Source organism: Arcobacter rhizosphaerae, assembly GCF_049472155.1.
Classification (GTDB): domain Bacteria; phylum Campylobacterota; class Campylobacteria; order Campylobacterales; family Arcobacteraceae; genus Arcobacter_B.
The window spans coordinates 65,072-79,311 of the sequence record NZ_JBMOVW010000010.1 but is presented as its reverse complement, the minus strand read 5'-3'; the positions used below and the strand labels follow the sequence as shown (position 1 = coordinate 79,311).

Here is a 14,240-nt window from a genome sequence, read left to right as displayed (position 1 = left end):
TTAGTAAGTAGACTGATTATAAATAACAAACTTGTTAGCTAAATCTTTTAATTCAGCTTTAACAGTAGCTTGAAGATCAGTATTTTCAATATCATCTAATACATCAGCAATTTTATTTGCTATATATTCAAACTCTTGCTCTTTCATTCCTCTTGCTGTTAATGCTGGTGATCCAATTCTAACCCCTGATGTTACAAATGGTGATCTTGTCTCACCTGGTACTGTATTTTTATTTACAGTGATACCTGCATTTTGTAATGCTGCATCTGCATCTTTACCTGAAAAGTCTTTATTTAAAAATGATACTAATACTAAGTGATTATCTGTTCCACCTGATACAATATCATATCCTCTTGAAACTAATACTTCTCCAAGCTTAGCTGCATTTGCTTTTACTTGCTTAGCATAGTCTTTCCACTCTGGAGCTAAAATCTCTTTAAATGCTACTGCTTTTGCAGCCATTACATGAACTAAAGGTCCACCTTGTAATCCTGGGAAGATTGCTGAATTAATTTTCTTAGCAATATCTTCATCATTTGTCATAATCATACCACCTCTTGGACCTCTTAAAGTCTTGTGAGTTGTAGTAGTAACTACATCTGCATAAGGGAATGGTGATTGATGTTCATTTGCTGCAACAAGTCCTGCAATGTGAGCAATATCAGCAAATAAAATAGCTCCAACTGCATCTGCAATTTCTCTAAACTTAGCAAAATCAATCTCTCTTGCGTAAGCTGATGCTCCACAAACAATGATTTTTGGTTGAGTAATCTTAGCAATTTCCATTACTTTATCATAGTTAATTCTTCCATCTAATTCTACTCCGTAGTAGAATGCTTGGTAGTTTTTACCAGAGAATGAAGGTTTAGAACCATGAGTTAAGTGCCCACCATGAGATAAGTCCATACCTAAGATTTTATCACCTGCTTTTAATAATGCTGCATATACTGCACCATTTGCTTGTGAACCTGAGTGAGGTTGAACATTTGCATAGTTACATCCAAAAATTTCACAAGCTCTATCAATAGCTAATTGTTCAGCTTTATCTGCGAATTCACATCCACCATAATATCTTTTGTATGGATAACCTTCTGCATATTTATTAGTAAATACAGAACCCATTGCTTCCATAACTGCTGGTGAAGTAAAGTTTTCACTAGCAATCATTTCTAAGTGTGTTGTTTGTCTTTCTAACTCTTGCTCAACGATATCAAATATCTCTTTATCTGCTGTCTCTAAGTTTGCGCTTGATATGTAGCTCATTTTCTACCTTTATATAAAATTTTCAAAAGTATAACCAAAACTTTAAATTCAAACAATCCAAATATTGCTAAATTTCATTTTTATTAATAATACTTTGACTGATTTTAAGATAAGATACAAGTAATTTCAAATAAAGAAGAATTAGGAAGAGTATTATGATAGAAAGAAAAGGTTCTATACTTTCAGTAAGAGAAGATGTGAAAGTTTTTGATTGTACTATTAGAGATGGCGGTCTTGTAAACAATTATCAATTTTCTGATGAGTTTGTAAAAGCACACTATGAAGCCTGTGTTGCTGCTGGTGTTGATTATATGGAAATAGGGAAAAATGTATCTCCTACTATTATGAGTGAAGATGAATATGGACCATGGAATTTCTGTAAAGAAGAAGATATTAGAAGAATTGTTGGTGAAAATAACACAGATATGAAAATTGCCGTTATGTCTGATATTGGTAGATCATTAAAAGAAGAGTTAAGACCAAAAGAAGAATCAGTTGTTGATATGATTAGAATTGCTACTTATATTCATCAATTACCAGCTGCTATTGAGTTAATAGAAGATGCTCATGCAAAAGGATACGAAACAACAGTAAATGTTATGGCAGTATCAAAATCATTTGATGATGAATTAACTGAGGTTTTAGATCAACTAGCAAAAACATCTGTAGATGTTATTTATATTGCTGATAGTTTTGGTTCTTTTTATCCAGAACAAATAGTAAAATTAACAGAAAAATATTTAAAAGTTGCAGAAGCAAGTGGCAAAAAAATAGGTATTCATGCACATAATAATCTTCAATTGGCCTATGCTAATACAATTGAAGCTATGACTTATGGAGCAAGTTTCTTAGATGTTACTGTTTCAGGATTAGGAAGAGGAGCAGGAAATTGTCCAATGGAGTTATTAATTGGTTTCTTAAAAAATCCAAAATATAAATTAATGCCTGTACTTAAGTTCATAGAAGAGTACATCGTACCTTTAGAAAAAGAGTTAGACTGGGGTTATTCAATTCCATATATGCTAACAGGACAATTAAATGAACATCCAAGACCTGCCATGAAAGCAAGAGACGAAAGAAATACGGAATATAGAGAATTCTATAGAGATTTATTAAAAGAATAAAACTTAGTAAAAAGACTTATTATATAGGTCTTTTTACACATAGATATTTAAATTTCAAAACTTTTCTTTATTTTATGATGTAATTAAAGCTTTTTTAGTTATGATATCATAATTGAAAGATGGTTTAGAGTTTCATCTTTAGCTAAGATTTATTGAACACAACTGCAGTAGAACTACCCTGAAGAACACTTTACTTTATATTTTCAAGATTACACTAATATAAGGCATTTAAAATGGCAGATTTAAAAAATGGAACTATTAAATGGTTCAACGACGAAAAAGGTTTTGGATTTATTCAACCTGAAGATGGTAGCAAAGACGCATTTGTACACTACAGACAAGTAAACAGTACTGGATATGGAAGAGTTTCTTTAGAAGAAGGTCAAAAAGTATCTTATGAAACTGAGCAAACTGATAAAGGTATTCAAGCTGTAAACGTTACAGTTTTATAATACTTTATAGAAGGGTTATTTATTTAACTCTTCTTTTACTTATTCATTCTTAATTTTTATTTCTAATATAACAAATTTTTGACTTTATAAAAATAGTTAAAATTCCTACGATAAATTAAAAAACATCATAAAAACAATTATTATATATCTGTGTAATTAATACACAAATAATTTTTACAATTCCTGATTTTTATAACTTTACAATCATATTAAAATGCTATAATAACACAATTTATAACAAATAATATATTAAGAGAAAGAAGGTAAATATGAGTGTTAAAAATAAACTTTTATTAGGGTTCTCATCCATTATACTTATGATAATAATTTTAAGTGCAGATGCTTGGTATTCATTAAAATCCTCAACTAATGGATTTAAAGACTATAGAGAAATGGCAAGAGATGGTGTACTAATGGGTCGTGTACAAGCTAATATGCTTATGGTTAGAATGAATGCAAAAGATTATTTTATAAATGGTTTAGATAAAGAAATAGATGAATTTAATTCTTATTTTAAAAAAGTTGAAGGTTTTATAGCTACAGCAAAAAAAGAAATCAATAATCCAAATAGAGCAAAGATGGTTGAAGAAATTGATCAAAAGCTATTGGTATATAATGACAGTTTTAAGGAAATTCAAAACCTTATGAAGCAAAGAAATAATATTGTAAATAATAAAATGAATATAATTGGTAAAGAATTAGAAGTATTATTTACAAAACTAATGAATTCTGCTTTTGATGATAATGATGCTATTGCATCACATGAAGCAGGTTTAGGATTAAGAAACTTACTTTTAGCAAGATTATATGCAGTTAAATATTTAGAGACAAATAGTACTGCTGATTCAAAAAGAGTTGATTTAGAATTCAAAAACTTAAGCCATGACTTAGAAATACTAAAAAAAGAGATACAAAATCCTACTAGAATAAGTATTTTAAATAAGATTATTGAAGATATAGCTATCTATAAAAAAGCTTTTTCTGATGTAAAACAAATCATTATGAAAAGAAATGATATTATTAAAAATAAAATGGATAAAATAGGCCCACAAGTTGCTAAATTGACAGAGAGTGTAAAACTAGACCTAAAAAAAGCACAAGATAAAATAGGACCTGAGGTTCAAAATTCAAATGAATTTTCAATTATTGTTATTTCTATAGTTTCAGTTCTTATAATTGTTTTAGCTATTATATTAGCTTTAATTATTCCTAAAGGTATCATAAACTCTTTAGAAAAAGTATCCAATGGACTTGAAAGCTTCTTCAATTTCTTAAATAGAAAATCTCATACTATAGAAGAAATTGATTTAAAAACAAATGATGAATTTGGAAAAATTGCAAAAATGATTAATACTAATATTTCTCAAATTGAACAATCAATTAAACAAGATGAAGATTTAATAAATGAAGTAAAACAATTAGTAAATAAAATTGAAGAAGGAAATTTAAAAGGTAATATAAATAAAAATACTATAAACCCATCTTTAAATGAATTAAAAGATATTTTTAACAGTATGCTTGCTTCATTAAGACAAAAAATTGCAACTGATCTTAATAAAACAACAGAAGTACTACAAAAATGTTCAAATAAAGATTTTACTTCTAAGATAGATGACTCAGGAGAATTTTCACATAAAATAAATGAGCTAATAGATATCATCAATAGTATGCTTGCTGATAATATGAAAAATGGAATTATTTTAGATAATAGTAGTGATACTTTACTTGTTAATGTAGAACTATTAAATAAAAATGCTACAGAAGCAGCTGCTGCTTTAGAACAAACTGCTGCTGCTTTAGAAGAGGTTACAGGAAATGTTTCTGGAACTACTGAAAATATTATTAAGATGTCAAACCACGCAAAAGAAGTTGTAAAAGCTACAAATACAGGTGAGAAATTAGCAAATGATACAACAAAAGCTATGGATGAAATAAATACAGAAGTTACAGCTATTACAGAAGCAATTTCAATTATTGATCAAATTGCTTTCCAAACAAATATTCTATCATTAAATGCAGCAGTAGAAGCTGCAACAGCAGGTGAAGCAGGAAAAGGTTTTGCCGTTGTTGCTCAAGAAGTAAGAAACTTAGCAGCAAGAAGTGCTGAAGCTGCAAAAGAAATAAAAGACCTTGTAGAAAATGCTACTCAAAAAGCAAATAATGGAAAAAATATAGCAAATGAAATGATTACAGGATATAATGGTTTAAATAGCAGTATTAGTAAAACTATTGAATTAATAGAAGATGTAGAATTAGCAAGTAGAGAGCAAAAAACAGGTATTGTTCAAATAAACGATGCGATTAACTCTTTAGATAAACAAACTCAAGAAAATGCGAATATAGCTACTCAAACAAAAGAAGTTGCAGTTAAAACTGATGAAATATCAAAAACAGTAGTTAAGAATGCAAGTAGTAGTAACTTTATAGGAAAAGAAGATATAAAAAAACAAAGAGTTACTAATAAAAAAGAAACAAATATAAAAAATAATACAAAAACAGATATAGAAGAACCTCAAAAAATTCAAGAAATTTCTGATAATGACGAATGGGAAAGCTTTTAAGAACTTATAGAAGTTTATTCTTGTATGAGATTTTATCTCATACAAGAAAAGTATCTATTTTAAAATAGAAGCATTACCTGTTATTTTTGCTGGGCTTATTACACCTTGCCCATTTTTAAACATTATTTCTTGTCCTTCTTTAGATAAAACAAAATTTACAAACTTTTTTGCACCTTCTTTATTTACTGGTGATTTTTTATTTTCTACAACTGTAATTCCATACACCATAGCATCACCTTTTTTAGTGATAAAACTCCCTTGTTTTTTTCCATCAATATCAAAAGAAGCTGTTTTATAGAATTTTGCATTTTCATTATCTTTTAAAGATACTTCTTTAGGTAAAGTAATATAATTTAAGTTATGTTGTTGTGCAACTGATTTATAAATATATAAATAATCATATTTGTTTTCTTCAATCATCTTTAAAAGTTGTGACTCTTTTGGTCTAACAACTACCTTACTTTTATTCTCTTCCCCTTTTGTATATGAACTTCCATATCCAAATAATTTATCATAGAACTTAGGTACTTTATAATACTCTTGCGCTAATTTTGTAACTAAAATAGATCTATATCCACAAGGGTCTTGATTTGGATCTGAATGGGCTACTCTTACTCCATCTCTTAAAAAAATCTCAGGCCAATTTTTACTATTTATCTCATCTGCAAATTTTGCATTTTTTGTATATGCAATTGCCATTTCATTTGTGGCAAATCTTGCATTAAATTTTGCATGATTTGGGATTAGTAAATTATCAATAACCTTATAATCAGCACTTGCCATAACATCTGCACCTCTTCCTTGTGCATATATTTTTTTTGCTGCTGCTCTAGAACCAGAGCCTTCTCTTACAACATCATATTGAGGATATTTCTCTTCAAAAGCTTTCTCAATTTGTGAAAATGGCACCTTTAGTGATCCTGCATGAAATACAGTAATAGTCTGCTTCGCCACTACTGATGTAACTACTAGTGATGCAATTAATGTTGAAGATAATAAAATTTTTTTCATTTTTTTCCTTGTAAAATATTTATATTTAGTAATATGCAAATTTTGCACATTAGTAAATATAAAAAAATGCAAAGTTTTAACTTTACACTTTTATATCCAACAAACATTATTAGTATCAATATTTACATTGATTTTGTCTCCTGGTAAAAAACTTTGTTCTTGCATAAATTTTCTTGAGATTTTACAATTAAAACTAATACCTCCAATTGAAAACTCAATTAATAAATCTTTTATACTATTAAGCTGTTGAATTGAACTTACTTCTGCAATTAATGTATTTTCGTCTTTCATTTCTTCACAATCAACTCTACACATAGTAATTGCATTACTATTTATCATAACTACTGAATTTCTTTTCTTATCTTCACTATTTTTAATTTCTAATCTTTGGCCATCTATAAAATGCTTTACAAGATTTCCTTCTTCATTTTTTTGCCAAGGTGAGAAAAGAAGATTAATTCCTCCACTTTCAACTAAACTACCACTAAAAAGTGCAATTTTCCTATCACATATATGATTTAACCAATTATGGTCATGGCTTGATATTAGTATTGTTGTATTATATTTTTGTTTTGCTGTTAAAATTGCTTCTTTTATTAATTGGGCTGAGTTTGTATCAACTCCTGTTGTTGGCTCATCTAAGATTAAAACCTTTGGTTTTAGTATAAGTCTTGCAGCAAGAGCGACTCTTTGGGCTTCTCCACCTGAAAGTTGACTCCATTTTCTTTGAGCAAAAGAACTATCAAGTCCTACTAAAGTCAAAGCTTCTAATACTTTTTCATTTAGGTTTTGTTTTTGTTTTCTAAGCTTTAACCCATAAGAAATGTTCTCAAAAACTGTTCTTTTTAAAAGATATGGATTTTGAGGTACCATAACTACACTTTGTCTTGTTTCAAAATCAAGTCTTGTATTGCATAAACCATTAAAAGATATATTTCCTAAAGTTGGCTTATTTATAAAAGATAAAAGTGAAAAAAGTGTTGATTTACCACTACCATTTGGCCCAAAAAATCCGATAATTTGATTTTTATCTAAAGTAAGATTTTCAATACTTAATACTCTTTTTCCATCATAATACTGTTCTATATTATTTAATTCATATAAACTCATTGTGTCCATTTCCTTTTAAGTATTGATAATGCAATATTTACCATAAGTGCAACTACAAAAAGTACTAAACCTAAAGCGATTCCTGTTACAAATTCACCTTTTCCAGTTTCTAAAGCAATTGCTGTTGTTACTGTTCTAGTGTGATACTTTATATTTCCACCAACCATCATAGAAATACCAATTTCTGTAACAATTCTTCCATAAGCAGTAACAGCAGCTGTCATAATTCCAAATCTTGCTTCAACTAATGTTGCATTTAATATCTGAAAAGATGTAGCTCCTAAGCCCTTTAAAGAAGTATAAAGTCTTTTATCAACTGCTTCTACTTGTGTTGCTGTTAAGGCTATGATTATAGGAAGACCTAGTACAATTTGACCTAATATTATTGCTTCTTGTGAAAAAAGCAAATCATATTGCCCAAATGGTCCAACCCTTGACAACATTGTATATGCTACTAAACCAATTACAACTGTTGGTAAAGCAAGAAGTGTATCAACTATAGTTCTAACTACTGGTTTACCTGGGAAATTATAATATCCCAAGGCAAACCCAAGAGGAAGACCTATTAATAAACTTATAAATAAAGACCAAGAGGATACTGTTATTGTAGTAATAATTGCAGAGTATACACTCTCATTACCTGATACAAGTAGTTCTATTGCTTCATTAAAGCCATCTGTAAAAAGATTCATCCAGTTTTAATCCTAAGTTTTATTTTTTATTTATTTACCAGCATTTGGAATAAATAAAGCTTTTCCTAATAATCTAAAATCAGCAATTGTTTTTTGAGTTTCTGGTTTAATAATCCATTTTGTAAACTGTGCTGCTAATTCTGGTTTAACATTTGAACATTTTTCTTTGTTGATTGAAACTACAGAATACTGATTAAATAATGTTTTATCTCCTTCAACAACAATTTTCATAGTGTTTTTATCACCTTTTTGAGATTGGTATTTAATCCAAGTTCCTCTATCTGTCATAGTATAACCACCTTTTTCAGCAGCCATATTAATAGTTCTTAACATACCTTGACCAGTTTGAACATACCAAGATGCTTTTTCAGGAGCTTTAGTCATAGCTTCTTTCCAAAGTTTAATCTCTTTTTTGTTTGTTCCAGAGTTATCACCTCTTGAGAAAAACTTAGCTTCTTTATCATTAATTTTTTTAAGTGCTGCTGCTGTTTTCATACCTGTAACCATTGCAGGATCTGCTTTTGGTCCAATAACAACAAAATCGTTATACATAACTTGTGTTCTATTTACACCATATCCAGTACCTACAAATTTCTTTTCAGCACCAGGAGCGTGTACAAATAAAATATCTACATCACAATTTCCACCCATCTTTAAAGCTTTTCCAGTTCCTGTTGCAACCCATTTTAAAGTAGTTCCTGTTTCTTTTTCAAATTTTGGTGCTAAATAGTCTAATAATCCTGTATTATCTGTACTTGTAGTTGTAGCCATCATTAAATCTTTTGCATTTAATCCTGATACTAGTACTGCACTTAATCCTAAAGTTACTAAAGTTTTTTTCATCATGTTTGTTTCCTTTTTGTTTTAATTAAATATATTCGTTTGTTTATTTACTAAATTGTTATTAAATCTAATAACATACACCTCTTGTCCTACATCAATACTTGAAGTTTCTTCCCTAGTTACAAGTATTGAATTACTTTCATATAATGCTGTTATCATTCCTGAACCATATTTATTTTTTCTAGTTACTCTAAATCCTCCATTTTCACAAGTTCCAAGTACTACATTTACTCTTCCTTGTTTAGTTTTAAAATCCTCATGATTCATAGCAAAATTTACATCATGATAGAAACATTTATTTCCTTGCATTTTATGTAAAACTGGTATCGCAAATAAGTGCATATTTACCATTGCTGTTAAAGGATTTCCAGGTAAACACATCACAACTGTATTTTGCATTTTTCCCATCATTATTGGACGTCCTGGTTTTACATTTACTCCATGAAATGCCGTTTCAAGACCATTTTCAAGAAATGCTTGACCTACAAAATCAGCATCACCCATAGAAATACCACCTGTTGTAATAATTACATCATAATTTTTCATATTTGAAATATACTGTTTTGAACTTTCTAAACTATCAGGTATTACTCCACTATATGTTGCATCAAAACCATTTTCTTTTAAAAGTGAAACTAAAGCATAAGAATTACAATTATAAATTTCTTCATCATCACTGCTTTCCCAAGGCTCTTTTAATTCATTTCCAGTTGAAACAACTGCTATTGAAATTTTTTTAAAAACCTTAATCATTGTAAGACCTTGCGAAGCTAAAAGTGTTACATGAGAAGAAGTAATAATTTCACCTTTTTGAAATAAAACATTTCCTTGCTTTTGCTCTTCACCTTTTAATCTTAAATTTGAACCTTCTTTTACATTTTCAGGGATTCTAACAGTTTCAGAAGTTACATCAAAACAATTTTCAATAGGAATAATTGCATTGGCATCACTTGGAACCTTAGCTCCCGTCATAATTTTGTAACACTCATTATCTAAAAGGCACGCATTTGTTGCTTCCCCCTTATCTCCTGCATAAATTACTTTTTTTATATTTAGTGTTTTTCCTGCATCTTTTGCTTTTATAGCAAATCCATCCATTGCTGAATTATTAAAAGCAGGAAGATTTTTTACACAAATTATATCTTCACTAACAACCCTACCAATAGCTAGTGCAATTGGTATAATTTCAGTAAAAGTAGTAGCTTTTGCTAAATCTAAGCTTCTTTTTACTGCTTCTTCAAAATCCAAGTAAGTTAATTTATTGCTCATTTAAAACCCTTATTTGTCTATATTTTTTTGCCATTTTATTTACAACTTTTTGTATAGTTTGAGAATCTAAATCCTCACAAAAAGTTAGAGATAAAGCATTTCTACTTGTAGTTTCATCATATCCCATACTTTGAATAATTCTTGACGGTTTTGATAAACCTAAACTACATCCCTCACCATTTGTAATATGTATAAAATCTAAACCTAGTGTTCTTATTATTTCTCTTGCTTTTATACCTTTTAAAGCAAAGTGAAGAGTAAAATCTAAAGTATCATTTGAATCTACAAAAAAGTAAATATTTTCACCAAATACTTCATTTAATGCATTTTTAAATTCCTCTTTTATTAAGTTTGTAAAAGTTTGATTTTTAAGAGCTTCAAAGATAAAGTTCACTGCAATTGTGTCAATAAAACCTATGCTTTTTTCTTCAAAAAGTTCCTTATTAAAAAGTAAAACTCCTGAAGTAGAAAAACCAGTTAATTTATAAGAATCAAAATATATAGCATCACTAATATTACTAAAATTAGCACTTGCATTTGAAATAATTTTCGCTTCTGTAAGAGATTTTATTTCTTCTATATCAGTTTTTACAAAAGTATCCATAACATAAGATGAAATAAAAATAAAATCTATATTTGAATCTTTTATTTGTTTTGTATTTACTTTTCCATTTTTCAATAAATCTATCCAAGTGATATTAAAACCTAAAGACTCAAATAATACCCCAGCTTCATAAACTGCATGAGATTCTCCCTTTGAAATAGCTATTTTACCTTTTTTACTAAGTTGTAAAAAAAGACCCAAAAAACCATCTTTATCAAAAGAAAATGTTATAAGTTTTTCTTTATTGTATGTTTTTAAAAACTCTTCTTGTAAAAATAAAAACTCTTCATTATTGCTTAAAACATTTAATGATAAATTATTACTTATATGCAAATTTTGCATATTTTGATACTGTAAACTATTCAGCTTTATCACAATTTTCACCTTTTACTTTTATGATTTCTTTATTGTCTTTTAAAAACAATTCATCAAATCTTTTTTTAGCATATTCTTTAATATCTTCTTGTAACACTTCGTAAGTATTGATAATCTCTCTAGCTTTTGGAGTAAGAGAACTTCCACTGTCCTCTCCCCTACCTTTTTTTGTTTGAACTAATTCATCTTCTATATGCTCTTCTAATATTTTAATATGAGTCCAAGCTTTCTTATAATTCATACCTACAATTTTTGCTGCTTTTGAAATTGAGCCTGTTTGGTCTATATACTTTAATACTTCTGTTTTTCCACCACCGAAAACTAAATTATTCTCATTATCATCAATCCAAACTTTTACTTTTACTTCCATGATTACCTCTTTAATAATCTATTCTACCTTGATGTGTATATAAATTCATTTTTTTACCACGTGCAAAACCAATTAATGTTATTCCATGTTTATGTGCTGTTTGAACACCTAAATATGTAGGAGCTGTTCTTGATACGATAATAGGTATTTTGTGCATAACTGCTTTTGTAACCATCTCTGAACTTAATCTACCTGATACAAATAATACAGATTTAGTAGTATCTAATCCTTGAAGTTTACATTTTCCAATTGCTTTATCAATTGCATTATGTCTTCCAATATCTTCTGCTGTTATAGTTGTTCCATCAAGTAAATATATCATTGCTTTATGAACACAACCTGTTAAATTATAAAGTTCGCTTTCTCTATAAAAAATCTTAACCTCAGAAGAAATAGTCTCAGGTGTTACTTGAAATGAAGTTTGATTAAAAGGAATTACAAGTTCGCTACTATCTGTACCTGTAACTCCACCACCACAACCACTTGTTAAAGTTTTTTCTTTATAAAGATTTTGTAATGATTCTTCATTTATTTTCGCTTTTATATCAACTCTTAAACCATCTTCACTTATTGAAATATCTTCTATGTCAGCAATAGAAGATATCACATTTTCACTCATTAAAAATCCAATTGCATGAGCATCTTGATCTTTTGGTATACACATCATGGATATTGTTTTTTGGCCATTTAAATATAAATTTAATCGTGTCTCATCAATAGTCACATCTTCAAATTCAGTTGCTTCATTTTCTATAAGTTTGTCTATTACTACTGTTTTTAAATATTTGGCGTTATCCATATCTTCTTCTTTTCTTTAATATGCTAATTTTGCATATTTTAATTTCTAAATCTCTTTTAACATAGAAAATAAATCCTAGTTAAAAAAACAAATTCCAAAAAGAGCAACTTATTGCTCTCAAAGTTAATATGCTAATTTTGCATATTAATAAACAAATAGAAAAAGCAATCCAGTTTCCTCTTAGGAAACTTAGATGCTAAATCTATTTTCTTAAATCCTCTTCTTCTAAAACGTCTGGTCTTAACTGTTCTAGATACTCTACTGGTAATTTTCCTGTAATTACACCAGGAATATATCCTTTTACAGATACAAAATAAGAATATACTGTTTCAAATGTAAAGAACGAAATAATCGCACTTCCCATAAAATGAATAAACAGAATAAATCTTTTAAACTGAATAGTCTCTGCATGTGTTGTATAATCTGGGAATAAATACCAAATAATAAATCCACTTAGTACTAATTTAAATCCAAATGCCACATACATATAATAGTTTATTCTATCCATGTGTTTGTATTTTCCTCTTAGGAAAATCTTATTCCAAATTTTTACACTTGGTCTGATAAAATATTTATGATCTTTAAAAGCAATTAAAGTCATGATAGCCCAAACTGGAATCCATCCAAGCCCAACTATTTCATGTGTTGCTCTCATTAACCTTGCAATTTCTCCACCACCTGTCCAGTTTCCAAATGTAATTGAAAAACCAGTGATAAATAGATAAATCATAATTAAAATATTTAATAAAATCACAAATCTTTGAAATACAGAGTAAACTTGTACTTTGTCATTTTCTCTTGTGATATTAGCTTGCTTTCTACCTTTTGCTATTATGAACATTCCTAAAAATAAGAAAAACTCCACAGTAAAAACTATTGGCAGTAAATGTTGTCTTTCTTCAAAAGCTCTAATAACCTCAGGAGCAATAGCATCATAATCAGGCCCAAATAGTGCAACTTCCATTTGTTCATACCTAGTTAGGTTTTCAACAGGAACCACATTACCAGAAATATTACCTTGCATCATTTGCAGTAAAAATTTATATACATAATTAATATCTGCAATTGTTGCTAACCAAAAATACCAATAAGTAAGAAGCATAAATATAAAGCCTATTATAAAATAAGCTTTATACTCGCTAAGAAAACTTTTATTTTCCATACGCTTTATCCCATCCGTAAGGCATTGACTGAACACCATGACCAAATGATATAACTCTTTCTCTATATATATTAGCTACTGATTCAGAATCACCAACTAGTAAAGCTTTTGTAGAACACATCGCTGCACATACAGGTACTTTACCTTCTGAAATTCTGTTTTGACCATATAAATGTCTTTCATGCTCACTATTAGTCTCATCAGGGCCACCTGCACACATAGTACATTTATCCATTACACCTTTTGTTCCAAATGCACCATCTTTAGGGAACTGAGGAGCTCCAAATGGACAAGCATATAGACAATATGAACAACCAATACATTTATTTTTATCATGTAAAACAATACCGTCTTCTCTAATATAAAAACAATCTACTGGACATACTTGCTCACAAGGAGCATCTGTACAATGCATACAAGCAACAGATAAAGAAAACTCTTCGCCTTGTTTACCTTCGTTTACTGTTATTACTTTTCTTCTAGAAATTTCTACTGGTAACTCGTGAGCTTCGGCACAAGCAACAGAACAACCATCACAATGAATACATCTGTTTTCATCGCAGTAAAATTTCATTCTTGAATAATCTACATTATTACTACTCATG

Annotated in this window: 14 protein-coding genes; 3 read left to right on the top strand and 11 right to left on the bottom strand. The window is 28.9% G+C overall.

The features are described 5' to 3' along the window. Nucleotides 1-1,263, bottom strand: a complete 1,263-nt coding sequence (locus tag ACH5BH_RS13240; protein WP_423297414.1) for a serine hydroxymethyltransferase — start codon at nt 1,261-1,263, stop codon at nt 1-3. A gap of 155 nt (nt 1,264-1,418) precedes the next feature. Between ACH5BH_RS13240 and ACH5BH_RS13235 the strand changes: the two genes are divergently transcribed. The 3 genes from ACH5BH_RS13235 to ACH5BH_RS13225 all read left to right on the top strand — a co-directional run bounded on the left by ACH5BH_RS13235 (nt 1,419) and on the right by ACH5BH_RS13225 (nt 5,400). Beyond that, nucleotides 1,419-2,387, top strand: coding sequence for an aldolase catalytic domain-containing protein (locus ACH5BH_RS13235; RefSeq protein WP_423298687.1), 969 nt, complete (start codon nt 1,419-1,421; stop codon nt 2,385-2,387). Between the two features lie 233 nt (nt 2,388-2,620). Further along, complete coding sequence (locus ACH5BH_RS13230) at nt 2,621-2,839, top strand: cold-shock protein (RefSeq protein ID WP_404308178.1); 219 nt, start codon at nt 2,621-2,623, stop codon at nt 2,837-2,839. A 269-nt stretch (nt 2,840-3,108) separates the two neighbouring features. Then, nucleotides 3,109-5,400 carry a methyl-accepting chemotaxis protein gene (locus ACH5BH_RS13225; RefSeq protein ID WP_423298686.1) on the top strand — a complete coding sequence of 764 codons (2,292 nt, stop codon included), beginning with the start codon at nt 3,109-3,111 and terminating at the stop codon, nt 5,398-5,400. 54 nt (nt 5,401-5,454) lie between these two features. Here the strand turns inward: ACH5BH_RS13225 and wtpA are convergent, their stop codons facing one another. The 10 genes from wtpA to fdh3B all read right to left on the bottom strand — a co-directional run bounded on the left by wtpA (nt 5,455) and on the right by fdh3B (nt 14,239). Then, the gene (wtpA, locus tag ACH5BH_RS13220; protein ID WP_423298685.1) at nt 5,455-6,411 is read right to left on the bottom strand and encodes a tungstate ABC transporter substrate-binding protein WtpA; all 957 of its coding nucleotides are present in this window, start codon (nt 6,409-6,411) and stop codon (nt 5,455-5,457) included. A gap of 90 nt (nt 6,412-6,501) precedes the next feature. Then, nucleotides 6,502-7,521, bottom strand: coding sequence for an energy-coupling factor ABC transporter ATP-binding protein (locus ACH5BH_RS13215; RefSeq protein ID WP_423298684.1), 1,020 nt, complete (start codon nt 7,519-7,521; stop codon nt 6,502-6,504). Further along, entirely contained in the window at nt 7,518-8,213 is a 696-nt protein-coding gene (locus ACH5BH_RS13210; protein WP_404308186.1) for an ABC transporter permease, read from the bottom strand. Before ACH5BH_RS13210 ends, ACH5BH_RS13215 begins: the two co-directional genes overlap by 4 nt. 30 nt (nt 8,214-8,243) lie before the next feature. Further along, on the bottom strand, nt 8,244-9,056 hold the full coding sequence (locus tag ACH5BH_RS13205; protein WP_404308263.1) for an ABC transporter substrate-binding protein: 813 nt from the start codon (nt 9,054-9,056) through the stop codon (nt 8,244-8,246). Between the two features lie 21 nt (nt 9,057-9,077). Next, nucleotides 9,078-10,325, bottom strand: a complete 1,248-nt coding sequence (locus ACH5BH_RS13200) for a molybdopterin molybdotransferase MoeA (RefSeq protein ID WP_404308188.1) — start codon at nt 10,323-10,325, stop codon at nt 9,078-9,080. Further along, nucleotides 10,315-11,304 carry a cysteine desulfurase gene (locus ACH5BH_RS13195; RefSeq protein ID WP_423298683.1) on the bottom strand — a complete coding sequence of 330 codons (990 nt, stop codon included), beginning with the start codon at nt 11,302-11,304 and terminating at the stop codon, nt 10,315-10,317. The genes ACH5BH_RS13200 and ACH5BH_RS13195 overlap by 11 nt, the downstream gene beginning before the upstream one ends. After that, nucleotides 11,288-11,674: a winged helix-turn-helix domain-containing protein gene (locus ACH5BH_RS13190; RefSeq protein ID WP_404308192.1), complete on the bottom strand. Its 387-nt coding sequence runs from the start codon at nt 11,672-11,674 to the stop codon at nt 11,288-11,290. Before ACH5BH_RS13190 ends, ACH5BH_RS13195 begins: the two co-directional genes overlap by 17 nt. A 10-nt stretch (nt 11,675-11,684) precedes the next feature. Then, nucleotides 11,685-12,473, bottom strand: a complete 789-nt coding sequence (fdhD, locus tag ACH5BH_RS13185) for a formate dehydrogenase accessory sulfurtransferase FdhD (RefSeq protein ID WP_404308194.1) — start codon at nt 12,471-12,473, stop codon at nt 11,685-11,687. A gap of 202 nt (nt 12,474-12,675) precedes the next feature. After that, the gene (locus ACH5BH_RS13180) at nt 12,676-13,635 is read right to left on the bottom strand and encodes a cytochrome b/b6 domain-containing protein (protein ID WP_404308196.1); all 960 of its coding nucleotides are present in this window, start codon (nt 13,633-13,635) and stop codon (nt 12,676-12,678) included. Beyond that, nucleotides 13,625-14,239: a formate dehydrogenase FDH3 subunit beta gene (gene fdh3B, locus ACH5BH_RS13175; RefSeq protein ID WP_404308198.1), complete on the bottom strand. Its 615-nt coding sequence runs from the start codon at nt 14,237-14,239 to the stop codon at nt 13,625-13,627. Before fdh3B ends, ACH5BH_RS13180 begins: the two co-directional genes overlap by 11 nt. Nucleotide 14,240: the final 1 nt, after the last annotated feature.

Coding starts and splice junctions, on each gene's coding strand:
- ACH5BH_RS13240 (WP_423297414.1), bottom strand. CDS start 1,263: ATGAGCTACATATCAAGCGCAAACTTAGAGACAGCAGATAAAGAGATA.
- ACH5BH_RS13235 (WP_423298687.1), top strand. CDS start 1,419: ATGATAGAAAGAAAAGGTTCTATACTTTCAGTAAGAGAAGATGTGAAA.
- ACH5BH_RS13230 (WP_404308178.1), top strand. CDS start 2,621: ATGGCAGATTTAAAAAATGGAACTATTAAATGGTTCAACGACGAAAAA.
- ACH5BH_RS13225 (WP_423298686.1), top strand. CDS start 3,109: ATGAGTGTTAAAAATAAACTTTTATTAGGGTTCTCATCCATTATACTT.
- wtpA (WP_423298685.1), bottom strand. CDS start 6,411: ATGAAAAAAATTTTATTATCTTCAACATTAATTGCATCACTAGTAGTT.
- ACH5BH_RS13215 (WP_423298684.1), bottom strand. CDS start 7,521: ATGAGTTTATATGAATTAAATAATATAGAACAGTATTATGATGGAAAA.
- ACH5BH_RS13210 (WP_404308186.1), bottom strand. CDS start 8,213: ATGAATCTTTTTACAGATGGCTTTAATGAAGCAATAGAACTACTTGTA.
- ACH5BH_RS13205 (WP_404308263.1), bottom strand. CDS start 9,056: ATGAAAAAAACTTTAGTAACTTTAGGATTAAGTGCAGTACTAGTATCA.
- ACH5BH_RS13200 (WP_404308188.1), bottom strand. CDS start 10,325: ATGAGCAATAAATTAACTTACTTGGATTTTGAAGAAGCAGTAAAAAGA.
- ACH5BH_RS13190 (WP_404308192.1), bottom strand. CDS start 11,674: ATGGAAGTAAAAGTAAAAGTTTGGATTGATGATAATGAGAATAATTTA.
- fdhD (WP_404308194.1), bottom strand. CDS start 12,473: ATGGATAACGCCAAATATTTAAAAACAGTAGTAATAGACAAACTTATA.
- ACH5BH_RS13180 (WP_404308196.1), bottom strand. CDS start 13,635: ATGGAAAATAAAAGTTTTCTTAGCGAGTATAAAGCTTATTTTATAATA.
- fdh3B (WP_404308198.1), bottom strand. CDS start 14,239: ATGAGTAGTAATAATGTAGATTATTCAAGAATGAAATTTTACTGCGAT.